This window comes from Citrobacter sp. wls708, assembly GCF_005281255.1.
Classification (GTDB): Bacteria; Pseudomonadota; Gammaproteobacteria; order Enterobacterales; family Enterobacteriaceae; genus Citrobacter; species Citrobacter werkmanii.
In genome coordinates this window covers 197,180-217,381 of the sequence record NZ_SZXE01000002.1, presented here as the reverse complement: position 1 = coordinate 217,381, position 20,202 = coordinate 197,180, and the positions used below count along the sequence as shown (strand labels likewise).

The window sequence follows — 20,202 nt, the reverse complement described above, 5'->3', positions numbered from 1 at the left end:
TTTGTGTAAGTTTTAATTATACCGTCTACGTAATGTGGTTCACACAAGGGTAAGAGCTATGCGCGCACCGCCATCCGTTATCGACAGGTTTGTGGATTACTACGCCAGTTTGGATCGCCAGCCCGTCCCCGCGCTTGCCGGGTTGTACGACGTGCACGCGGTACTTGTCGATCCCTTCGGGGAACATAACGGGCTGTTTGCCATTCAGCGCTATTTCTCGCATCTCCTGGCGAATGTGAACGCCTGCCGTTTTGCCATTGACCCTCCACTGTGTGAGACCGGGCGGTTTGCCGTGACGTGGACAATGTACTGGTCGCATCCGCGTATTGCTGGCGGAGAAATACGATCTTTGCCGGGATGTTCAATGGTCGAGACACATGGTGAGAAGATTTTTCGCCAGCGTGATTATTACGATGCCGGTGAGATGCTCTATGAGCATCTGCCGCTGTTGGGTTGGGCCGTTCGCCACGTTAAAAGGAGGGTGCGCGCATGATGACTGTCCTCATTACTGGCGCAAGTTCTGGGATTGGCGCCGGGCTTGCAAAATCATGGGCCGATGACGGCTGTCACGTGATTGCCTGTGGCCGCAATCCCGAAAGGCTGGAACAACTGCGCCAATCCCACGCCAACATCACAGTACGGCTGTTCGATATGACAGACAGGGACGCCTGTCGCCAGGCGTTGGCGGACTGCAAACCCGAACTGGTTATTCTCTGTGCCGGAACTTGCGAATATCTCGACCACGGCTGGATAGATGCAGAGAAGGTTGAACGGGTGATGGCGGCGAATTATCAGGGCCCCATCAACTGCCTGGCAGCGCTTCAGCCGCAGTTAACTTCCGGTAACCGCGTGGTGCTGGTCAGTTCGATGGCGCACTGGCTGCCGTTCCCACGGGCGGAAGCCTATGGTGCGTCTAAAGCCGCGCTGACCTGGTTTGCCAATAGTTTGCGTCTGGACTGGGAGCCAAAGGGGATTGCCGTGACCGTCGTTTCGCCAGGATTTGTTGATACCCCGCTTACCCGTAAAAACGATTTTCCTATGCCCGGGCAGGTGAGTGTAGAGCAGGCGGTGAAGGCTATTCGCCGTGGCCTGGCGAAAGGAAAAAATAGTATTGCCTTCCCGACAGGTTTTGGCGTGTTGCTGCGTCTGTTGGCCGGGCTGCCTGAGAGTCTCCAGCGCGCGTTGCTGCGCAGGATGGTGCGTTCATGAAAATTGCTATCATTGGCAGTGGTATTGCCGGATTAACCTGCGCCTGGCGTCTGGCCGGACATCATCAGGTGACGCTTTTTGAAGCGGCGTCGACCCCGGGCGGCCATACTGCGACGGTAGATATAGCGACTCCACAGGGGAATTTCGCGATTGATAGCGGCTTTATCGTCTACAACGACCGAACTTATCCGCGTTTTATGGGCTTGCTGAGTGAACTCGGTATCCAGGGGCAAAAAACGCAGATGAGTTTTTCGGTGCATAATACGCAAAGCGGTATGGAGTACAGCGGTCATACGCTGACTTCCTTGTTCGCCCAACGTCAGAACCTGCTCAAACCCGCATTTTGGGGAATGCTGAAAGAGATTGTCCGTTTTAATCGTCTGGCTAAACGGGCATTGAATGATGTCGATGCAAACGCCACGCTACAGAACTTCCTCGACCAGCACCATTTCAGCGCGTTCTTTGCGCGTCATTATATTCTGCCGATGGGCGCAGCTATCTGGTCATCTTCGCTACAGGAGATGCGCCGTTTTCCGTTGCCGCTGTTCTTACACTTCTTTGAACACCACGGCCTGCTGGATATCTGGCATCGTCCGCAGTGGTACGTGGTGCCAGGCGGATCGCGCGAGTACATTCGCGTTATGCTGGCGAAGCTGGGTGAACGTCTGGCATTGCACCTCAATGCGCCTGTTCAGCAGGTTATTCGTCACGACAGCGGCGTCAAAATCCAGTTGGCAGGATCAGTACAGACGTTTGATCAGGTGATCTTCGCTTGTCATTCTTCGCAGGCTCTGGTCGTGCTTGGTGATGCCACCCCCGCAGAACTCGACGTGCTGGGCGCAATTAGCTGGCAGCGTAACGAGGTCGTATTGCATAGCGATCGCCGCTGGTTACCGGTACGCGAACGCGCGTGGGCAAGCTGGAATTACCGCCTGAGTGGGCAAGATCGCGCCAGCGCCTGCGTCACCTATAACATGAATATTCTCCAGGGATTACCCGAAGGAAGCCCGCTATTCTGCGTGACCCTCAACCCGGACACCCCTATTGACGAGCGATACGTCTGGCGACGCTTTGTCTACGAGCACCCATTGTTTAATCCCGACAGCTGGCGCGCGCAGGCGCGCCGCAATGAGATCAACGGCCTGCGTCGGACCTGGTTCTGCGGGGCTTATTGGTACAACGGCTTTCATGAGGATGGCGTGCGCAGCGCGCTCGATGTAGTACACGGCATTGCCGCAGGAGAGGGGGGCTAAGATGAACAGCTGCCTGTACCACGGTGTTTTGCGCCATCGCCGCCTCCAGCCAGCAACACACCAGTTTAGTTATCAGGTGTTTATGGCGTGGCTCGATTTAGATGAGCTCGGACAGCTTCCGGGCGTGGGCGTGAAACGTAATCGCTTCGCCGCGACCGCTTTTCATGATGCGGATTACCCGCTGGGGACACCGTTAAGAGAGAGCGTGTTGAATAAGCTTGCCTGCCTGACGGGCGAACATCCCGGGGGGCGTGTAATGCTTCTGACACAGCTGCGCTATTTCGGTTTTCATTTTAACCCGGTCAATTTTTACTACTGCTATGACCGTTCACAGCGTCTGCGCTGGGTACTGGCGGAAGTCCGCAATACGCCATGGAATGAGCGACATTACTACGCTGTAGATGCACAGGAAAAGCGTCCGTTGGAAAAAGCGTTCCATGTATCGCCGTTTAACCCGATGGATATGGTCTATCACTGGCGATTTAACCCGCCGGGTAAAACGCTGCATATGCATATCGAAAACCACCAGACAGAGAAGATTTTTGATGCCAGCCTGATGCTCAAACGCGAGCCGTTGACGCAGGTGAGTTTACGCGCGTTGCTGCTACGACTGCCGTTAATGACGCTGAAAACGGTGTTCGCGATTTACTGGCAGGCGCTACGCCTGTGGCTCAAGCGAGTCCCTCTCTACAACCATCCCGTCAGCAGGAGTGAACGATCATGACCGATCCCGTCTTTGCGCTTGAACCTGATGTTCCGCGCAACCTGCGTGTGGCGCGTTGGCTTCTTTTCCGCATGCTGAGCGGCCTTCGCCAGGGTTCAGTCACGGTGCGGGAAGGGGAGCAGACCTTACACTTTGGTGATGTTTCAGCTGAATTACGCGCTGAAGTACATATTCTCTCGCCCAGGGTGTACTGGCGGGTGCTGAAAGGCGGAAGTCTTGCAGCGGCTGAGGCCTGGATGGACGGAGAGTGGGAAACGCAACAGCTCACGCCGCTACTGCAAATATTTGCGCTTAACAGCACCCTACTGGGACGCCTGGAAAGCGGTTTTCGCCTGCTTGGCCGACCCGCCGAGCGTTTGCGTCACTGGACGCGTCGCAACCATCGGCAACAAGCAAGAGAAAACATTGCCGCGCATTATGATCTCGGCAATGCATTTTACGCGCACTTTCTTGATGAGGATTTACTCTATTCCAGCGCCTTATTCACCCGCCCCGAGCAGTCTTTAGCGCAGGCTCAGCAGGCCAAAATGGCGCGGCTTTGCGAGCAACTGGCACTGACCGCGAATGACCACCTGCTGGAGATTGGTACTGGTTGGGGGGCGATGGCGGAATACGCCGCCCGCCATTACGGTTGCCGTGTAACCACCACGACCCTGTCTCAGGAACAGTTTGCCTGGGCGAAAGCGCGGATTGCCCGCGCAGGTTTACAGGAGAGAGTCAACGTCCTGCTGTGCGACTACCGCGACCTGACCGGGGAATTCGACAAACTGGTGTCGGTTGAAATGATCGAAGCGGTTGGTCAGCGTTATCTGCCGACGTTTTTCCGTACCTGCCAGGCGCGACTGCGTCGTGGGGGAAAACTGGCGATTCAGGCCATTACCATTCAGGATCAGCGCTATCGCGAATACAGCAAAGGCGTTGATTTTATTCAGCGCTATATCTTTCCAGGGGGCTTTTTACCCAGTATCACCGCGATGAGCGGCCTGATGACAAAGCATACTGACTTTGTGGTTCGTAATCTGTTCGATATGGGGCCCGACTACGCCCGGACGCTTGCGCACTGGCGACAAGGATTTGTTCACGCCTGGCATGACATTGAAAAACTGGGATTTGATGAGCGTTTTCGCCGTATGTGGCTGTACTACTTCGGCTACTGCGAAGCCGGTTTTAACGCCCGCACGATCAGCGTGGTGCAACTGACGGCGGAACGTCCATGAACCGCCATTTACAGGTCTTTATCCTGGCTGTCGGGTTCGATCTGTACTGGCTCATGGTGGTGTTATTTCGTGAGCGCGGCCTGGCGTTATGGCTTGGGCTGGCTATTCTGGCCTGCTTCTTGCTACCGTCTGCGCAACGTCTGTACGCGTTAATGCTGGCAGCGGTGGGTAGTGGTCTGGATGCGCTGTGGGCGTTGACGGGGTTGATTAATTTTCACGGCGAAGCATTGTTGCCGTTATGGATGGTTGCGCTTTGGCTCATGTTCGCTGTCCTGTGGACGCACCTTACCTGCTCGACTACCTTGCCGGGATGGCTGCTGGTCATAATGGCCACCGGTGGTGGGCCGATCGCCTATGTGATAGGAGAGCGTTTGGGGGCCATTACTTTTCTGGAACCAACATTTATTGTTGTTGGCTTAATGGCGACGGGCTGGCTGGTGTTGATGCTGTTTTTTCATATTTTCATGGGGAAACACTAATGAAACCTGCCTTATTGATACTGCTGGGCGTTATGGCGACGGCGCCTTTTGCCAGTGCCGCTGACTGGTTAAGCTGGCGGATAGTCGGCGATGCGACGCTCTCCTGGGGACCATTCACGATCTATACCTCACAACTGCGCACGCCGGATGGGCGCTATCGCGGGCTGAAAGAGGATCAAGCACTGATTATCACCTATCAGCGCAATATTGAACGGCAAGAACTGGTTAATGCCACCCGCGATCAGTGGCGAGCGCAGGGTATTCTCGGGCGGGAAGCGCAGAGTGAGTCCTGGCTTCGCATGTTGAGTGAGATATGGCCAGACGTCGCGCCAGGTACGCAACTGGCTTTTGTATTGCAAGATAAGCAGGGGAAGTTTTGGTATCGCGCTTCGGCGGCTCAAAGGCACTTTATCCCGCTTGGCCCACCGCAGTCGGCGGCGTTCAGCGAAAACTTTCTCTCTGTCTGGCTGGGTTCCCGCACGCAATATCCTGAGCTGCGTCAGCAGCTTACTGGAGGTGAAAAATGAAACGTTTATTGGCCCTGAGCCTGCCCTTGCTGATGCAGGTGGCTGGTTGTAGCGCTGAAATTGCCGACTATCGGCAACAGCAGCCGACGCTGGATATCTTTCAGTATTTTCAGGGAGAAACGCAAGCATGGGGGATGATTCAGGACCGCAGCGGTAAACAGCTTCGTCGCTTCCATGTCGATATTAACGGCGATGTGGTGGGAGACACATTGACCCTCAACGAACGCTTTGTGTACGACGATGGAGAGAAACAGCAGCGGGTATGGCATATCCGTAAAGTTAGCGCCGATCGTTACGAAGGTACTGCCGGTGACATTGAAGGCGTGGCGAAGGGGCAAGCAGCGGGCAACGCGTTCAACTGGCATTACAGCATGAATGTGAAAGCCAGCGGCAGAACCTGGTTGCTGAATTTTGACGACTGGATGTACATGCAGGATGCTAACCATCTGTTTAATAAAACGGAGATGAAGAAATTTGGCCTCACCGTCGGTACGGTGACGCTTTTCTTCTCCCGTAAAACGCGATAGTGAGGAAGAGGTCATGAAAATGCAACCCATCGTTGGGATCAGCGGCTGTTTAACGGGATCTGCCGTCCGCTTTGACGGCGGGCATAAACGGGCAGAATTTGCGATGGAGAAACTAGCCCAGTGGGTGACTTTCCAGCCTGTTTGCCCGGAGATGGCGATAGGTTTGCCTGTCCCTCGGCCAGCGCTGCGCCTGGTGCAAACGACTGTCGGGGATATTCGCATGCGTTTCAGTCACGCACCTCACGAAGACGTGACCGACGAAATGGCTGACTTCTGCCAGCGGTATCTGGCAGGGCTGGACACACTGTCCGGTTTTATCGTCTGTGCAAAATCCCCCAGTTGTGGCATGGAACGTGTGCGCTTATATGACGATAAAGGCAATCGCGGGCGTAAAGACGGGGTGGGACTGTTTACCGCCGCGCTGATGGAGAAATATCCGTGGCTACCGGTAGAAGAAGACGGGCGACTGCACGATCCGGTCCTACGCGAAAACTTCGTCGAAAGGGTTTTCGCGCTACATGAGCTCAATATGCTGCGCAAAAATGGCCTGACGCGGCGGGCTCTACTGGATTTTCATAGCCGTTATAAATTGCAATTGCTGGCTCACCATCAGGCCGGGTATAGGCAAATTGGCCCATTTGTCGCATCACTGCATGAATGGGAGGATCTGGAGGCTTTCTTTGCGGTCTACCGGGATAACTTAATGACAATTCTGAAGAAACCCGCCTCACGTAAAAACCACACAAACGTGCTTATGCACATTCAGGGATACTTCCGTAATCAGTTAACAATGCGTCAGCGCGGCGAGTTGCGCGAGGTGATCCTTCATTACCGCGCAGGACTACTGCCCATCCTGGCCCCGATGACGTTGCTGAAACATTATCTGGCGGAATACCCGGACGATTATCTGCTGACGCAGAATTACTTTGATCCCTACCCGCAAGAATTAGCATTGCGACTGACTGTTAATTGATCATGACTGATAAACAGAACCGAGCAGAGTGATAATTTATGTCGTGTTCGAATCTTTAATTACCGCCCTTCGCTCATAGTAGACGTCAGCGACAGTGAAATCTTACCATCGAGGTCTGCCATTAATGGAAGTGTGTTGAAAGTACTGGTGTGAAAAAACATGGATTCTTGGCGAAAATGCTTCCCCAAACTAAAATCAAATTTTTGATAATCAATGAGTTGTAAAAGTAGTTGCGGGTTGTTTTTGATAACAGAAAAAATGATAATTTCAACCTATATTAAATAATTGCTATGATATTTAGCAATATCATGCTGCGCCATATGGGTTGGGTCGAAGCGGCTGACCTGATCGTTAAAGGTATGGACGGCGCAATCAACGACCGTAACCTATGACTTTGAACGTCTGATGGACGGCAGCTAAGCTGCTGAAATGTTCAGAGTTTGGTTATGCGATCATCGAAAACATGTAATCCAGATTCTGGGTGGTGTGAGAACGGGAGCCGAGAGTTTCCCGTTTTTTATGCCTGGGATATTTTTCCAGTAATTTCAATATATTCATGTAATTAATTGATGTTGACTTTATTTTGTTATCTAAAAATATACATAAATGTTATTAGAAAATATGCTATTTGAGGTTTAATCACAATAATAAACGCTGGCTAAAGTCAGCGTTTATATCATAGTGCGGTTATTTGCTACCGATATTAATCATGTCTAGAGGTTTTATTTTCCGCGAATTAAGACTTTACTTCTTAATAATAATGTCTTTAAATCTTTTTTTCCAAACATTCTGAATAAGTACAGCCATCTATTTTTACCGAGATAATTTAATTTCATTAACTCTGGTTTATAATAATAACACATGATAAATATACCTTGATCATCATCTACAATCTTATGTTTTAAGGTTTGTATTTGGCAGCGACAAACAAGGTTGTAAAATTTCAGCCAATTTTCCTGAGTTGCAACAATAGCCCCGCCTATAATGAATGAGCGGTTTTTAATCATGTAATCGTAAACCTGATTAATACTTTTGGGATTAAGCCATCTTTTGATGGTAAAAAGATTTATTTTATTTTTATCAAATGGATAGCTCCATTGTGATAACCCTCTTGTCATTTCTTGTGTACGACAATAGCCAAAATCGACCCATGCGATCATTTCACTATTAATTAATTTGAGATCAATGGCTTTTTTTATAAAGAAAGTTTTGAGATTACAAACTAAAACATAATCGGCGGACCAATACTCAGGATTCCGTAGTTGACGTTCTTCAATTTTTGATTTGAACTCATCGCTGCTCTGAATATCATTAATTATTTTTTTAATATTTCTAAATTTTTTGTTGATGTCAAGCGTTACAACGGTGGTAGGTTTGCCTTCTCTTATTTTTTCAATTTTGGGTTTTAAATCACTGGAAGTGAAAATGATCATTTCATTTTCAAGGGTTGAAAGGTTCTTAAAATATTCGATATAAGTTTCTGATTTTCGCTCTAAATAAGGTGCAAAGCCTTTTTCGCTGGTCCAGTTTCCCCTCCCGATATCGAAAAATGCTGTAACAATGGTAATAGATGAATTCATTTTTATGTAGTCCGTTTTTCAATCCAATAACTATTTGATTATGGGAAATATATTTTTTACATCTGTAGTAATGTGGTATTCTAACAGTATCAATATGAAGCAGGAAGCATAATGTGCTATGTAAAATGATAAATAATTGTTACCAACCGCGCAGATTGTACTTCTCCGGCAGTGAATTAAGGCGTTTAATCTGAAAGCAGCCACATATCGGCTTCTTCAAACATTTCCTGAACAGTGCGACTAATCTGTTCTTTCTCGTGCTTACTGGCGTCAGTGTTGATCGCTGGTAGAGTCAGCATCGGTTTAACCCGGACATCAGCATCTGGAAAGATCCGCTGCACTCTCTTTCTCAATTCGCCCAGAATGATCTCTTTTGCGCCTGGCAGACCATCAAAATTCCTTTTGTCATAAACGAGTTCCACGAACATTGTTACTTTCCTTTATCTGTATAAACATACAGTACTTATACTGTGTTTTTATCTGATATACAAGGGGCGACGTCAATACGAATTGACGTCGCCTGGCGATGATAATGTAATGAGGAGAGAGAAAGAAACATAAGCATTATGATGACTAATAAATAAACTAATGCTTTCTTGGTGTTTTAGTGCCTATGTTTCTAAGATTATCATTTCAGGTGTTTATGCTCAGGCATCATTCGCAAAAGGGTATTGTCCTTCTGTATGGCGTGGTGAAATAATGCCGCGCCAGCATGGGCTGCAATCAGGAAATACCCTACATTTGCCAAAGTTTCATGAATAGTTTTTACGACGGCCTTTATTTCACCGTTGCTATGAAAGAAAGCGGGAATGTTTAGCCCTAAAAAATACCAACTCTTTCCGCCGTAAGCCATCGTCAAGATACCTAATAACGGTAGCGCCAGAAAAGAGACATAGAGCATGATATGCATTAATTTGGCTGATATCCTCTGCCACTGGGGTGGCGTAGGTACGATCGCTGGATCGTCATACTTATGTTTGAGAATTAAACGTATTATCATTAAACACCAGACAAATACCCCTGCATTATAGTGTGTTTCTTTCATCAACAGATAGAGGGTACTGCCTTTGGGAAACCAACCGCGAAATTCCATTGCGGCATAGGTTATCGCGATTAACACCAGAGTTAACCAGTGCAAGCGAATCTGAAGTCTTGAGAATCTGTTCATTATTTTTCCTCGAATGATACGCCACCACAACCGTATCGTATTAAGCTTAACAAATCCTTATTTTCATTAAGAGATTAGGGTTTTGTTATGTCTGCTTCGGGTAACACGATCGGATAGTTGATTGGTGTTCACTGCGAGTTTGTCAGGATTCAATTTTTCGACGAGATTTTGTACGGGAAAACGTGTAGAGCATTGGCTGCTAATGGGTAAACGCCGAGGCTTTCAGTTCTGGCTTTGATTTCCTCAAAAGGAAGTGAAGGAGACGGTTCCCGTCCTCCCCAAAGATTGATCCCTTCCGGAATGTCGTCTCTGCCGTATTCCTCGGCTATCTCAATCGTTTTGCCATTATTAAGTTCGATGACGACGCTTTTTCCATCGACAGGGATCAGATTTCCGCCATCGTCAGTAATAAAAATTTTCATTGGCTCACCTCCTCGTTACGCCTACATATGATAGCAAATTAAATGTGGTGCAATACTGGTATTGCACTGAAAATGTTCAATGATTATTTACTATTAATCAATACGTTATGATGTGATTTAAAAAATGTGATTGGTTCCATGGCGATTTATGTTGCTGTCTACCATGCTCTGTAGAGACAAACTTGACCCAGTCAACGTTCGTTTTACGTGTTCATTTTTCGCCACAGGATATAAGAATGCGCAAAGCACTGTTACCGATATTTGCTGCGATATGTCTGTTCGTAATCGGCGTTTTTATTCTCAATATGCAGCTTTGGTATTCCTCATCGCAGGAAGCTTTGGGGGGCGCTCGATATGCTGTGAAAAATATGGACAACATACTTAATGAAGCTTTCCAGGCAACGGGCACAGCTAAGCGCATCGCTGAGAAGAAATGCGATCTGGAGAGCCAATATCAGCTCGGAACTGAAGCCGCGCTTCGGCCTCATCTACGAACGTTGATTATTATTCGGCAAGGGAAGGTTTGGTGCACCTCACTGCCTGGTAATCGGATCCTGCTGAAGCAAATACCCGTCATACCTGATACAAATTTGCTGCTGGCCCCTGCGCAATATACGGTGAATGAGATACCTGTTCTGCTTTACCAAACTCATTTTCAAACAAGTAGTATCATTATCACAATAAGTGGAGTGCATATCCGGGGCGCATTGAATGTCCCAATAAAAGGGCTGTCCTATTCGTTGCGGGTGGGCGACAAAGTACTTGGTTCATCGGCGGAAGTGAAAGTCATCAAGGCGAACGCGCGGCAGTCTGGTCAGGTGGATTCTGCAAAGTATCCCTTCAGCATTATTTTCGATCAGCCTCCATTATTTAGCTTAAAAAGGCTTGTCACTAATGGTCTGGGAATACTGATTTTCATCCTGCTGATCTCGGCAGCTGTAGCGTATGCTATCGATAAATATTTGAATAAGAACGATACCCCTGAAGAAACGTTGCGCCGAGCGATAGATAAAGGGGAGATAGTGCCTTTTTATCAACCAATCGTAAATGGTCGCGATGGAACGTTACGCGGTGTTGAGGTGCTGGCAAGATGGAAGCACCCAAGGGCTGGATATATCTCTCCTGCCTCTTTTATTCCGGTTGCCGAAAAATCAGGTCTGATAGTACCGCTTACTCAAAACTTGATGAAGCAGGTCTCTGCGAATATGAACTCCATCGCCAGCAAATTACCATCCGGTTTCCATGTCGGAATTAACTTCAGCGCATCCCATATTACTTCCCCTGCGTTTGTGGAGGAGTGCCTGCGCTACAGAGGTAGTTTCAGTCGTGATGATCTAAATTTGGTGATCGAAGTGACTGAACGAGAACCATTGCATGTGGATGATGATCTTGTGCAGAGGCTTAATACGCTACATGAAAATGGTTTTGTCATTGCGTTAGATGATTTTGGTACAGGTTATTCTGGACTTTCTTACTTGCATGATCTGCACATTGATTATATCAAGATCGATCAGAGTTTTGTGGGACGGGTAAATGATCTTCCTGACTCAACCCGAATTTTAGATTGTGTACTCGATCTGGCGCGTAAGCTGTCTTTAAGCATTGTTGCAGAAGGAGTAGAAACGAAAGCGCAGCTTGATTATCTTAACAAAAACAACATTGTTTTTCTGCAAGGATACTACTTCTATAAACCGGTCACTTTTACTGAGTTTATCCTTATTCTGCTTTCAAAACCCAAAGTGAAGGTTTTTGTCGAATAAAACGGGAGAAATCTTGTTGATAAAGATGAGAATGGGGGGATCAGTCGTAGAAATCCTGTGTTTTTCTTTATCGTGAGATAAATCTCAGATCGCGTTATTCAAAAAACATATCCTTAGTCATGTGGTGGTTATTTGCATTTTTACATACAGCAAACGGATAACAGCATGACAGATATAGCATTTACCAGGGCACGCGATTCAAATCGTGGAGTGAAGGTAGTACATAAGAAAAAATTGGATGTGCGTAGTAACGGTAAGTACACAAACCGCGACCAACTAGCAATTGCCGCTGTTCTGTTTTTAGGCGGTATCGCCGGAGCTATTGTTTTGGCAATGTACTTAATGATGCAGGAGGGCGTTTTTCTGTACTGATTGTTTAATTTTTCTTATGTTTTATTAAGGCGTATATTGACTCGATACTATCATCTCTCAGTAATGTTCAATATTATTAACCATCAATTAAGTTAAGCAGGTATTCCTGAAAATACCTGCTTAAAATATCACTTAGAACAATACACTCTGGCTTCACGAGGGGTATAGATGCCAATCGTGATGATGCGCAAGAAAACATCCATACCCGACTCCTGAACTTCAGTGCGAACAACCTTGTCTGCACCGCCGCAAACAGAAGCTGCATCGATGGTTTGTGACTGGCCAATACCATTAATAAAAAAATTCTGTCTGGTTTCCTGTGTGGGTTTTTCTGCAATACCGTTGTTGATTTTAAAGGTTTGCTGAGCGCAACCGGATAAAGCTGTTGCAGCAATAATCGCAATCATTAACTTTTTCATTTTTACCATTCTCAACTGTTGGATAGTGAGAAAATGATCTTCTTTAATGTCGCTGGTACATATCCGACCAGCGTTTATGCATGACAGTATTGTGCTGGCTGTTTATCTATTATTTAGTTAGATAAATAATAGATAAATTTTTTGTTTATGCTTTGTAGGTCATTGTTGATAACTTACGGTATCAACTCACATTTTATTAATATCAACATTAAGCACGCACAAAAATAGGGGTGTGTTAATGTTGTTTAGACGGGAATATCGAATTCATGTACGCGAGAATAGGACTATCAGAGATAGTCCTGCCAATAAAACATTTTACAATTAGAACTGATAGTTTAACGAAACCCAGTAGTTACGACCCGGATTTACGTAGCCGGTAGTGGATTGTGCAGTCTGATAGTAGTCACCTGCGTAGGTGCTATTGCGACCAACCTGATACAGTTTAACTTCGCTGAAGTCTTTATCCAGTACGTTATTGACTGCCGTATTCAGCGTCAGGTCTTTGGTCAGCTTATAAGACATTCCCATATCGAGAACGGTCCAGGCTTTTAAATTCGCGCCTTTGTCGTCATACACCGCCTTTTGTACCGCACTGAGGTTCTCATAATTTTCGGTAAAGCGTGGCGCCTTACCGCGATAACGGGCGCTCAACCAGGCGTTCATATCTTCTGTAGCCTGCCAGTTCAGGCGGGCGTTAGCCATATGTTTGGGGGTATAGCTCAACGGTGCGCCTTTATTATCACCATCTTTTTGCTTGCTCTGTGTGTAGGTATAGTTAAGAGATAAACTCAGTACGTCCGACCAGAGAGGGAAGGTGCTGGCGAATTCAATACCATCGGTCCTTGCCTTACCGCTATTGGTATAGCTGTTGGTATTATCATCGATAGAATACGAGACAATTTTATTTTTATATTCGGTATAGAAGCCGGTAACGTTGGCGTTCAGTCCGGCCTCGTTTTCATAATATAGCCCGGTTTCGTAGCTGATACTTTCTTCCGGCTTGAGGTCAGGGTTACCGACAGTATTAACAGTTCCTTGCGCAGTTACGCCGCTAATGCCGTTATGCAACTGGCTGAGTGAGGGCGCTTTATAACCTGTAGTAACACCGCCTTTGAGCGTCCACTCATCGGAGACATCCCAAACCATATAGGCGCGAGGACTCAGGTGGCCGCCAAAGACATCATTATGTTCATAACGTGTACCTGCGGTTAACGCCAGTGAGTCTAGAATATGCCATTCATCTTCCGCATAGGCAGCCCACGTTTTTTGGTGGAACGTCTCGCCGGTATTGGCCAGTACGACACCGTCTTTCATTCGCGCATCCCAGTATTCCCCACCAAGGGTTAACAGGTGTGAGTCACCTAATGGCGTCAGCAGCACCGAGTCCAGAATGACGTTAGTGTTCTTGAGTTCTCGCGCATCACCGGCACGGCCCGCGTTTTCCGGCGTGAGCGCGGAGGAGACCAGTTGTCGGCCTTTGTTCTCGGTTTCATTCCAGCCGAGGGAAGATTTCCAGGTGCCGAACGTTAAAGCGGTATCGTGGCCGAGAGTCACTTTGTTGCGCTCATAGCGCAGCGTTTTATCATAACCTCCCGTCAGGTTGCCCAACTGTCCATCGTCATTGTCATAGCGCTGTCTGGCAGAGTCGAGATCTAACCACAACGTGTTGTTCTCATTGGTTTTCCAGTCCAGGCGCGTGCCGATATTATAGTTCTCAGATTCAGTTGGATAGGGTACGCGAGTAGAGGCGGTATCGCTCAAAGAGGTGACGCTTGAGCCCTGGCGCTGCGTTGTGCTCCCGCGAACCTGCATATCCAGCACGCCTGCGATTAACGGACCGCTGGACCAAAAGTTGGCCACCGTACTGTTACCCCATTTATTACTCTCTTGCAGGTTAACGCCGGTATTGATGGAGGTGCTCCATTTATCGGTACTTTTTTTGGTAATGATGTTCACCACGCCACCGATTGCGTCGGAGCCATACAGCGTCGACATTGGGCCGCGGATCACTTCGATATGATCGATTGCCGCCAGCGGGGGCATAAAGCTGGTATTCATGGCAGAGAAGCCGTTTGGCGTTACATCGCTGCTGCCGTTTTGACGAATACCGTCAATCAGTATCAGGGTATAGCTCGCAGGCATGCCACGGATGCTGATCTCCAGACCACCGGTTTTACCGGTGCTGCTTTCGACATCCACGCCCTCTACTGAACGCAGGGCTTCACCTAAATCATTATATTTATTGGTTTGTAACTCTTGCTGCGAAATCACGGAAACACTGGCTGCTGCATTGGTAATTTTCTTTTCGTAACCGGAGGCGGTGACGACCATGACATCTTCGGCAAAAACCAGGGGGCTGGTAAAACCCATACAGGACAGAACGACAGAGGCAATCGGTTTTAAACGCATAGTCAAACTTCCTTTGTTAAAATTCAAAGGCAGTAAGATAATTGATGAAAATGATAATACAAATAATTATCATTATAGATTTACATAACTTGTCATTTCTGGTGTTTTTCTTGAATAAATATACATAAATTGTCATTGATTTAGCGTAAGGGAATGGTGGTTAAGACAATAGTCTTAATGGTAATTATTAGAATTGAATTAATATGTTATTGAATGAATGGTTGAATTTTAAACAATTTCTGGGGTTCACATCGTACTCATAACGGAGTATCAGAAAAAAGTATGATAATTTTAGAAAATCGTCATACTTTTCTGCGCCGCATCATTTTTTTCGCCAATTCTCTTCGCCATAATCCCTTTCCCAGGAGACTGCTTAACGACAATGCATCGTTAAGCGGCATAAACATAACGCAAATCTGGATAAAATAATGATCAAAGGCAAGCTGGCACTCCTGACGTGTGCATTAACTCTCGCATTAACCTCACCACTCCTCGCCGCGCAGAATGCGGGCGCAGGTCAGACGTTAAAACTGGCGATTGGACCGGAGCCAACGGAAGGGTTTGACCCAATGTTGGGATGGAGTCATGGCAGCTATTTGCTTTTGCATGCGCCGTTATTAAAACAAAATGCAGATATGAGCTGGGGAAACCTGCTGACGGAGAAGGTGGTGACCAGTGCTGACGGCAAAACCTGGACGCTGACGTTAAAACCTGACCTTAAATTTTCTGATGGGTCGCCGCTAACCGCTGAAGATGTTGTGTTCACTTATAACAAAGCAGCAAAAAGTGGTGGAAAAATTGACATGGGGAACTTCGCTCATGCCACTTTGAAAGATAACCGCACGGTCGAAGTGACGCTGAGCAGGCCGCAAAGCACCTTTGTGAATGTGCTGGGATCTTTAGGGATTGTTCCGGCAAAGCTTTATAACGAAAAAACATTCGCCAAAAATCCGATTGGCGCAGGTCCTTATCGGTTGGTGAGTTTCCAGCCTGGGCAGCAGCTGATTGTGGAGGCTAATCCCTGGTATGCCGGTAAGAAAAATGATTTCAGTAAGCTGGTGTTTGTTTTCCTTGATGAAGATAACGCTTATGCCGCAGCACGCAGTGGGCAACTGGGATTAGTACGTATTGCGCCTTCGATGGCGGTCGCCCCTCAGCAGCAGAATTTGAAACTGTGGGTGCGTGACAGCGTGGAGAATCGGGGCATTGTGTTCCCAATGATTCCTGCAGGTAAAAAAGACGCCAATGGTTATCCAATTGGTAACGATATCACAGCCGATGTCGCGATCAGACGCGCCATCAATTACGCCATTGATCGTAAGCAGCTCGCCGATCAGGTTATGGAAGGTCATGCGATCCCCGCCTATAGCGCGGTTCAGGGCCTGCCATGGCAGGGGCAGTCAGTCGCGTTCAAAGATGGCGACAGCGAAAAAGCACGGACGATTCTGGAAGACGCCGGCTGGAAAGTGGGTAAAGACGGTGTACGAGTGAAAGATGGCAAAGAGGCGCGCCTGACTTTATGGTATGCCAGCGGTGACAGTACGCGTCGGGATTTAGCCGAAGCCGTACGTGCGATGCTGGAGCCTGTGGGTATCCAGGTATCATTGCAATCCGGAAGCTGGGAAACCGTTGAGCGTCATATGCATGCCAACCCGACGCTGTTTGGCTGGGGAAGCCTGGATCCCATGGAGCTGTTCCATCATTACAGCAATCAGGCTGCGGGCGTGGAGTATTATAACCCCGGTTACTACAGTAATTCTGTCGTTGAAGAGCATCTCAAACAGGCTCTTGATGCACCGGACTGGCAAAAAGCGCTGCCTTTCTGGCAACAGGTTGAGTGGGATGGCAAGCAAGGCGCTGGTGTACAGGGCGATGCCGCATGGGCATGGTTATTGAATATTCAGCACACTTACCTGGCAAATCCATGTATTGACTTAGGCAAAGGCGCACCGGAAATTCACGGGAGCTGGTCACTGCTCAATAATCTGGATGAATGGACCTGGACCTGCCGTTGATGAAGTCTGTAGTGGGCCATTTTCTCCGGCTGATGGTGTTATTAGTGCTGGTTGCAGCTGGCACTTTTGTGCTGCTCAGCTTTTCTCCGGTCGATCCGATTCGTGCTTATATTGGCAACGATCTCCTGCACGTGCCACCGGAACAATATGCACGTATCGCCGCACGCTGGGGATTGGATCAGCCGCTGTGGGAGCGTTTTGGTAACTGGTTTATACGGGTATTGCAGGGCGATCTCGGCTACTCGATGTTGTTTAATGCGCCGGTTGCCAGCGTGATCAAAGAGCGCTTTGCTACCTCGTTTGCGCTGCTTAGCGGCGCATGGCTGCTCTCCGGTATAGTGGGGACGGCAATGGGATTTGTCGCCGGACGCTACCTGAATCGCTGGCCGGACAAAGCAATTTGTCGCCTCAGCTATCTGCTTTCCTCGTTACCGACCTTCTGGATTGGCATGCTGCTGCTGGCGTTATTTGCCGTTCGTTGGCCGATATTCCCGGTCTGCTGTGCGTGGGAGCCGGGCAACAACAGCGATATGGCGACACTAACCGAGCGTCTGCGCCATCTGGTGCTTCCCGTTTGCGCGCTAAGTTTACTGGGGCTGGGGCAGATTACGCTTCATACGCGGGAAAGTATCGCCAGCGTAATGAAGAGCGAATTTGTCCGTTTTGCGCGCTCTCAGGGCGACAAAGGTTGGTCACTGTTACGCCATCAGGTTCTGCGCCACGCTATCACGCCCGCGCTGTGCCTGCAGTTCGCCTCGCTGGGAGAACTGTTGGGGGGCGCGCTGCTGGCAGAAAAGGTCTTTGCTTATCCAGGACTTGGGCAGGCGACTATTGATGCCGGCTTGCGGGGCGATCTACCGTTACTGATGGGGATCGTCTTGTTTAGCACCGTGCTGGTTTTTATTGGCAATTCACTTTCTACCTGGTTTGTTCACGTGTTGAACCGTGCTCTGGAGCGACCCGATGCTCTATAATCCGACGCCGACGCTTATTCGTCTGGTGCTCTCTTTTAGTTGTCTGCTATTCATTGCGGTTTATGGCGCGGCCACGCTGGATAACCCGTTGAATGTGAATCTGCTTGCCCGTCATCTGCCCCCTGATGCGCTGTACTGGTTTGGCACCGATAACCTCGGTCGCGATCTGTGGGTGCGTTGCTTTCAGGGGGCGTTAACCAGTCTGCAAATTGGTATTGGCGCAGCCTTGTGCAGCGGCTTCATTGCGTTAATGATGGCGGCGTTGTCGCGCCTGCATCCACGTCTGGACGTGCTTATGCGTCTGATAACTGATGCCATGCTGTCGATGCCGCATCTGCTGCTGCTTATTTTGATTTGTTTTACGCTGGGCGGTGGGAAAAGTGGGGTGATCATGGCAGTAGCGCTAACCCACTGGCCGCGCCTCGCACTGATTCTGCGTGCAGAGGCCGAGCGCGTTGCCCATAGCGATTATCTGACGCTGACATGGCGTCTGGGACATGGTCATTTTTACTGCTGGCGACATCACTATTTACCGGCATTATTACCTCAATGGCTCACGGGGACATTGCTGATGTTCCCCCATGCGGTGCTGCACAGCGCGGCGTTGAGTTTCCTCGGTTTTGGACTGGCGCCGCATGAACCGTCGCTGGGGCTGCTGCTGGCGGATGCGCTGAGGTTTATCAGTCATGGGGACTGGTGGTTAGTGTTGTTTCCGGGGCTGATGTTATTCAGCCTGGTGATGTTATTCGATCAGCTCGCGAGGGCAGTGCATCGTTTATGGTTGCGAGGTGACATATGTTGAGTTTAAGACAGGTCTCGCTGGACGTAGCGCGTTATCGTTGGTTCGGGGCGAGAAAATGGTCTCCGATGTTGCAGAATATCTCTTTCGACGTTGCGCCCGGTCAGATGGTGGCCTTAGTTGGGGGAAGTGGTGAGGGGAAAAGTCTGCTCCTGCAATGTCTGCTCGATCTGTTACCGGAAAATTTGCGTCTGCACGGCGCCATAACCCTTGATGGCAAAATGCTGAACAGTCATGACATCCGCGAATGTCGGGGCAATACCTTCAGCTATGTCCCGCAAGGCGTTCAGGCCCTGAACCCGCTGCTCTCAATTGAAAAGCATTTGCGCAGAGCAAGTCAGCTCTCCGGCCAAACCTGGAATGCCGGAAAAATAGAAAAATTGCTCCAGCGTAGTCAACTGGAAACCAGCGTATTAGATGCCTTCCCACGTCAGCTTTCAGGCGGTATGGCGAAACGTGTTCTGGCCTGTCACGCGTCGCTGAGTCAGGCCCGCTATATTCTGGCTGACGAAATTACCGCCTGGCTTGATGCGCCATTGGCTAATCAACTGCTTGAGCAGTTGCGTGGTTTATGTGAGCAAGGGGCTGGTGTTTTATGGGTGACGCACGATCTCACGCTGGCGGCCCAGCATGCGGATCGCATCGTCGCGCTGTATCAGGGAAGCGTGTCGGATAACGTTAGTCGTGAACAGCTGTTGCGCGGGGAAATTAGCGAGCATCTGCAACGTCAATGGCGGGCTCTGCCTGAGAGAAATCAATTGTTTGGAGTGCGCGATGCTGTGCTGTCGTGATGTCGTGATTCGCCAGGGAGGGAAGGTGCTGTGGCAAAACCTTTCTTTCTCATTGCACCCCGGTGAACGTATTGGGATTTGTGCGCCCAGCGGAACCGGCAAAACGACGTTGGGACGTGTGCTGGCGGGCTGGCAAAAGCCGACCTCGGGCGACATTCTTATCGATGACCAGCCGCTACCGATGCATCAATATTGTCCGGTGCAACTGGTACCGCAGCATCCGGAATTAACTTTTAACCCACGGCGTAGCACCGGCGATGCGGTTCATGACGCCTGGCGGCCCGACGCGGAAATCCTTACCCGTCTGCATATCAAGCCGGAGTGGCTAACCCGTCGCCCCGGACAGCTTTCTGGTGGTGAACTGGCGCGAATCGCCATACTTCGCGCGCTGGACCCGCGGACCCGTTTTCTTATTGCCGATGAGATTACCGCCCAGCTCGATCCTTCCATTCAAAGAGATATCTGGGGGCTGCTGCTCGAAGAGTGCCAGCGTCGATCGTTAGGCATACTGATTATCAGCCATCAGCAGGCGCTGCTTGATCAGATTTGCACGCGAGCGCTACTCACGCCGTGATTTTCCCCGT

22 protein-coding genes and 1 pseudogene are annotated in these 20,202 nt (G+C 49.0%); 17 read left to right on the top strand and 6 right to left on the bottom strand.

What is annotated here, in order from left to right; all coding sequences use genetic code 11:
- Window positions 1-58: 58 nt before the first annotated feature.
- The 10 genes and pseudogenes from FDW97_RS01660 to FDW97_RS01615 all read left to right on the top strand — a co-directional run.
- Window positions 59-493, top strand: a complete 435-nt coding sequence (locus FDW97_RS01660; RefSeq protein ID WP_038639921.1) for a nuclear transport factor 2 family protein — start codon at window positions 59-61, stop codon at window positions 491-493.
- On the top strand, window positions 490-1,209 hold the full coding sequence (locus FDW97_RS01655; protein ID WP_137350567.1) for an SDR family NAD(P)-dependent oxidoreductase: 720 nt from the start codon (window positions 490-492) through the stop codon (window positions 1,207-1,209). The genes FDW97_RS01660 and FDW97_RS01655 overlap by 4 nt, the downstream gene beginning before the upstream one ends.
- A complete protein-coding gene (locus tag FDW97_RS01650; RefSeq protein WP_137350566.1) occupies window positions 1,206-2,462 on the top strand; it encodes an NAD(P)/FAD-dependent oxidoreductase in 1,257 nt (418 codons plus the stop codon). Before FDW97_RS01655 ends, FDW97_RS01650 begins: the two co-directional genes overlap by 4 nt.
- A 1-nt stretch (window position 2,463) precedes the next feature.
- Window positions 2,464-3,186 (top strand): DUF1365 domain-containing protein, encoded by a 723-nt coding sequence (locus FDW97_RS01645; RefSeq protein ID WP_137350565.1) that lies wholly within the window; start codon window positions 2,464-2,466, stop codon window positions 3,184-3,186.
- Window positions 3,183-4,403 (top strand): cyclopropane-fatty-acyl-phospholipid synthase family protein, encoded by a 1,221-nt coding sequence (locus FDW97_RS01640; RefSeq protein ID WP_137350564.1) that lies wholly within the window; start codon window positions 3,183-3,185, stop codon window positions 4,401-4,403. The genes FDW97_RS01645 and FDW97_RS01640 overlap by 4 nt, the downstream gene beginning before the upstream one ends.
- Window positions 4,400-4,882 carry a DUF2878 domain-containing protein gene (locus FDW97_RS01635; protein ID WP_137350563.1) on the top strand — a complete coding sequence of 161 codons (483 nt, stop codon included), beginning with the start codon at window positions 4,400-4,402 and terminating at the stop codon, window positions 4,880-4,882. Before FDW97_RS01640 ends, FDW97_RS01635 begins: the two co-directional genes overlap by 4 nt.
- Window positions 4,882-5,409, top strand: a complete 528-nt coding sequence (locus FDW97_RS01630) for a hypothetical protein (RefSeq protein ID WP_137350562.1) — start codon at window positions 4,882-4,884, stop codon at window positions 5,407-5,409. The genes FDW97_RS01635 and FDW97_RS01630 overlap by 1 nt, the downstream gene beginning before the upstream one ends.
- Entirely contained in the window at window positions 5,406-5,936 is a 531-nt protein-coding gene (locus FDW97_RS01625) for a DUF3833 domain-containing protein (RefSeq protein ID WP_042308962.1), read from the top strand. Before FDW97_RS01630 ends, FDW97_RS01625 begins: the two co-directional genes overlap by 4 nt.
- Before the next feature lie 13 nt (window positions 5,937-5,949).
- The gene (locus tag FDW97_RS01620; RefSeq protein ID WP_038639952.1) at window positions 5,950-6,909 is read left to right on the top strand and encodes a DUF523 and DUF1722 domain-containing protein; all 960 of its coding nucleotides are present in this window, start codon (window positions 5,950-5,952) and stop codon (window positions 6,907-6,909) included.
- A gap of 305 nt (window positions 6,910-7,214) precedes the next feature.
- Window positions 7,215-7,378 (top strand): annotated as a pseudogene (locus FDW97_RS01615) (NADP-dependent isocitrate dehydrogenase); the annotation flags it as partial.
- Window positions 7,379-7,631: 253 nt separating this feature from the next.
- Here the strand turns inward: FDW97_RS01615 and yibB are convergent.
- The 4 genes from yibB to FDW97_RS01595 form a co-directional block, all read right to left on the bottom strand.
- On the bottom strand, window positions 7,632-8,489 hold the full coding sequence (gene yibB, locus FDW97_RS01610; RefSeq protein ID WP_137350561.1) for a protein YibB: 858 nt from the start codon (window positions 8,487-8,489) through the stop codon (window positions 7,632-7,634).
- Window positions 8,490-8,674: 185 nt separating this feature from the next.
- Window positions 8,675-8,917 carry a DinI-like family protein gene (locus FDW97_RS01605; protein ID WP_085049538.1) on the bottom strand — a complete coding sequence of 81 codons (243 nt, stop codon included), beginning with the start codon at window positions 8,915-8,917 and terminating at the stop codon, window positions 8,675-8,677.
- A 200-nt stretch (window positions 8,918-9,117) separates the two neighbouring features.
- A complete protein-coding gene (locus FDW97_RS01600) occupies window positions 9,118-9,657 on the bottom strand; it encodes a cytochrome b (RefSeq protein ID WP_087857715.1) in 540 nt (179 codons plus the stop codon).
- A 149-nt stretch (window positions 9,658-9,806) separates the two neighbouring features.
- Window positions 9,807-10,079 carry a hypothetical protein gene (locus FDW97_RS01595; RefSeq protein ID WP_085049536.1) on the bottom strand — a complete coding sequence of 91 codons (273 nt, stop codon included), beginning with the start codon at window positions 10,077-10,079 and terminating at the stop codon, window positions 9,807-9,809.
- A gap of 236 nt (window positions 10,080-10,315) precedes the next feature.
- Here FDW97_RS01595 and FDW97_RS01590 point away from each other — a divergent pair, with 236 nt between their 5' ends.
- Together FDW97_RS01590 and FDW97_RS01585 are read left to right on the top strand one after the other, a co-directional pair.
- Window positions 10,316-11,839 (top strand): EAL domain-containing protein, encoded by a 1,524-nt coding sequence (locus FDW97_RS01590; RefSeq protein ID WP_085049535.1) that lies wholly within the window; start codon window positions 10,316-10,318, stop codon window positions 11,837-11,839.
- A gap of 165 nt (window positions 11,840-12,004) precedes the next feature.
- On the top strand, window positions 12,005-12,211 hold the full coding sequence (locus FDW97_RS01585) for a hypothetical protein (protein WP_038639967.1): 207 nt from the start codon (window positions 12,005-12,007) through the stop codon (window positions 12,209-12,211).
- A gap of 128 nt (window positions 12,212-12,339) precedes the next feature.
- Here the strand turns inward: FDW97_RS01585 and FDW97_RS01580 are convergent, their stop codons facing one another.
- Window positions 12,340-12,630, bottom strand: coding sequence for a Bor family protein (locus FDW97_RS01580; protein WP_038643122.1), 291 nt, complete (start codon window positions 12,628-12,630; stop codon window positions 12,340-12,342).
- A 321-nt stretch (window positions 12,631-12,951) separates the two neighbouring features.
- The gene (locus FDW97_RS01575; RefSeq protein WP_038639972.1) at window positions 12,952-15,039 is read right to left on the bottom strand and encodes a TonB-dependent receptor; all 2,088 of its coding nucleotides are present in this window, start codon (window positions 15,037-15,039) and stop codon (window positions 12,952-12,954) included.
- A gap of 428 nt (window positions 15,040-15,467) precedes the next feature.
- On the opposite strand from FDW97_RS01575, the gene FDW97_RS01570 reads away from it, so the two are divergent.
- Genes FDW97_RS01570 through FDW97_RS01550 form a run of 5 tightly spaced genes read left to right on the top strand, consistent with a single transcriptional unit; the run spans window position 15,468 to window position 20,192 of the window.
- On the top strand, window positions 15,468-17,054 hold the full coding sequence (locus FDW97_RS01570; RefSeq protein WP_137350560.1) for an ABC transporter substrate-binding protein: 1,587 nt from the start codon (window positions 15,468-15,470) through the stop codon (window positions 17,052-17,054).
- The gene (locus FDW97_RS01565; RefSeq protein ID WP_069324329.1) at window positions 17,054-18,028 is read left to right on the top strand and encodes an ABC transporter permease; all 975 of its coding nucleotides are present in this window, start codon (window positions 17,054-17,056) and stop codon (window positions 18,026-18,028) included. The genes FDW97_RS01570 and FDW97_RS01565 overlap by 1 nt, the downstream gene beginning before the upstream one ends.
- On the top strand, window positions 18,018-18,830 hold the full coding sequence (locus tag FDW97_RS01560) for an ABC transporter permease (protein ID WP_069324310.1): 813 nt from the start codon (window positions 18,018-18,020) through the stop codon (window positions 18,828-18,830). Before FDW97_RS01565 ends, FDW97_RS01560 begins: the two co-directional genes overlap by 11 nt.
- Window positions 18,824-19,618: an ATP-binding cassette domain-containing protein gene (locus tag FDW97_RS01555; RefSeq protein ID WP_087857710.1), complete on the top strand. Its 795-nt coding sequence runs from the start codon at window positions 18,824-18,826 to the stop codon at window positions 19,616-19,618. Before FDW97_RS01560 ends, FDW97_RS01555 begins: the two co-directional genes overlap by 7 nt.
- Entirely contained in the window at window positions 19,602-20,192 is a 591-nt protein-coding gene (locus FDW97_RS01550) for an ATP-binding cassette domain-containing protein (RefSeq protein ID WP_121528939.1), read from the top strand. The genes FDW97_RS01555 and FDW97_RS01550 overlap by 17 nt, the downstream gene beginning before the upstream one ends.
- Window positions 20,193-20,202: the final 10 nt, after the last annotated feature.

Bases quoted from the DNA above. Each gene is read 5' to 3' on its own strand.
- FDW97_RS01600 (WP_087857715.1), bottom strand. From the start codon at position 9,657: ATGAACAGATTCTCAAGACTTCAGATTCGCTTGCACTGGTTAACTCTG.
- FDW97_RS01660 (WP_038639921.1), top strand. From the start codon at position 59: ATGCGCGCACCGCCATCCGTTATCGACAGGTTTGTGGATTACTACGCC.
- FDW97_RS01640 (WP_137350564.1), top strand. From the start codon at position 3,183: ATGACCGATCCCGTCTTTGCGCTTGAACCTGATGTTCCGCGCAACCTG.
- FDW97_RS01555 (WP_087857710.1), top strand. From the start codon at position 18,824: ATGTTGAGTTTAAGACAGGTCTCGCTGGACGTAGCGCGTTATCGTTGG.
- FDW97_RS01650 (WP_137350566.1), top strand. From the start codon at position 1,206: ATGAAAATTGCTATCATTGGCAGTGGTATTGCCGGATTAACCTGCGCC.
- FDW97_RS01625 (WP_042308962.1), top strand. From the start codon at position 5,406: ATGAAACGTTTATTGGCCCTGAGCCTGCCCTTGCTGATGCAGGTGGCT.
- FDW97_RS01550 (WP_121528939.1), top strand. From the start codon at position 19,602: ATGCTGTGCTGTCGTGATGTCGTGATTCGCCAGGGAGGGAAGGTGCTG.
- FDW97_RS01595 (WP_085049536.1), bottom strand. From the start codon at position 10,079: ATGAAAATTTTTATTACTGACGATGGCGGAAATCTGATCCCTGTCGAT.
- FDW97_RS01590 (WP_085049535.1), top strand. From the start codon at position 10,316: ATGCGCAAAGCACTGTTACCGATATTTGCTGCGATATGTCTGTTCGTA.
- FDW97_RS01620 (WP_038639952.1), top strand. From the start codon at position 5,950: ATGAAAATGCAACCCATCGTTGGGATCAGCGGCTGTTTAACGGGATCT.
- FDW97_RS01565 (WP_069324329.1), top strand. From the start codon at position 17,054: ATGAAGTCTGTAGTGGGCCATTTTCTCCGGCTGATGGTGTTATTAGTG.
- FDW97_RS01635 (WP_137350563.1), top strand. From the start codon at position 4,400: ATGAACCGCCATTTACAGGTCTTTATCCTGGCTGTCGGGTTCGATCTG.
- FDW97_RS01585 (WP_038639967.1), top strand. From the start codon at position 12,005: ATGACAGATATAGCATTTACCAGGGCACGCGATTCAAATCGTGGAGTG.
- FDW97_RS01605 (WP_085049538.1), bottom strand. From the start codon at position 8,917: ATGTTCGTGGAACTCGTTTATGACAAAAGGAATTTTGATGGTCTGCCA.
- yibB (WP_137350561.1), bottom strand. From the start codon at position 8,489: ATGAATTCATCTATTACCATTGTTACAGCATTTTTCGATATCGGGAGG.
- FDW97_RS01580 (WP_038643122.1), bottom strand. From the start codon at position 12,630: ATGAAAAAGTTAATGATTGCGATTATTGCTGCAACAGCTTTATCCGGT.
- FDW97_RS01645 (WP_137350565.1), top strand. From the start codon at position 2,464: ATGAACAGCTGCCTGTACCACGGTGTTTTGCGCCATCGCCGCCTCCAG.
- FDW97_RS01655 (WP_137350567.1), top strand. From the start codon at position 490: ATGATGACTGTCCTCATTACTGGCGCAAGTTCTGGGATTGGCGCCGGG.
- FDW97_RS01575 (WP_038639972.1), bottom strand. From the start codon at position 15,039: ATGCGTTTAAAACCGATTGCCTCTGTCGTTCTGTCCTGTATGGGTTTT.
- FDW97_RS01630 (WP_137350562.1), top strand. From the start codon at position 4,882: ATGAAACCTGCCTTATTGATACTGCTGGGCGTTATGGCGACGGCGCCT.
- FDW97_RS01570 (WP_137350560.1), top strand. From the start codon at position 15,468: ATGATCAAAGGCAAGCTGGCACTCCTGACGTGTGCATTAACTCTCGCA.
- FDW97_RS01560 (WP_069324310.1), top strand. From the start codon at position 18,018: ATGCTCTATAATCCGACGCCGACGCTTATTCGTCTGGTGCTCTCTTTT.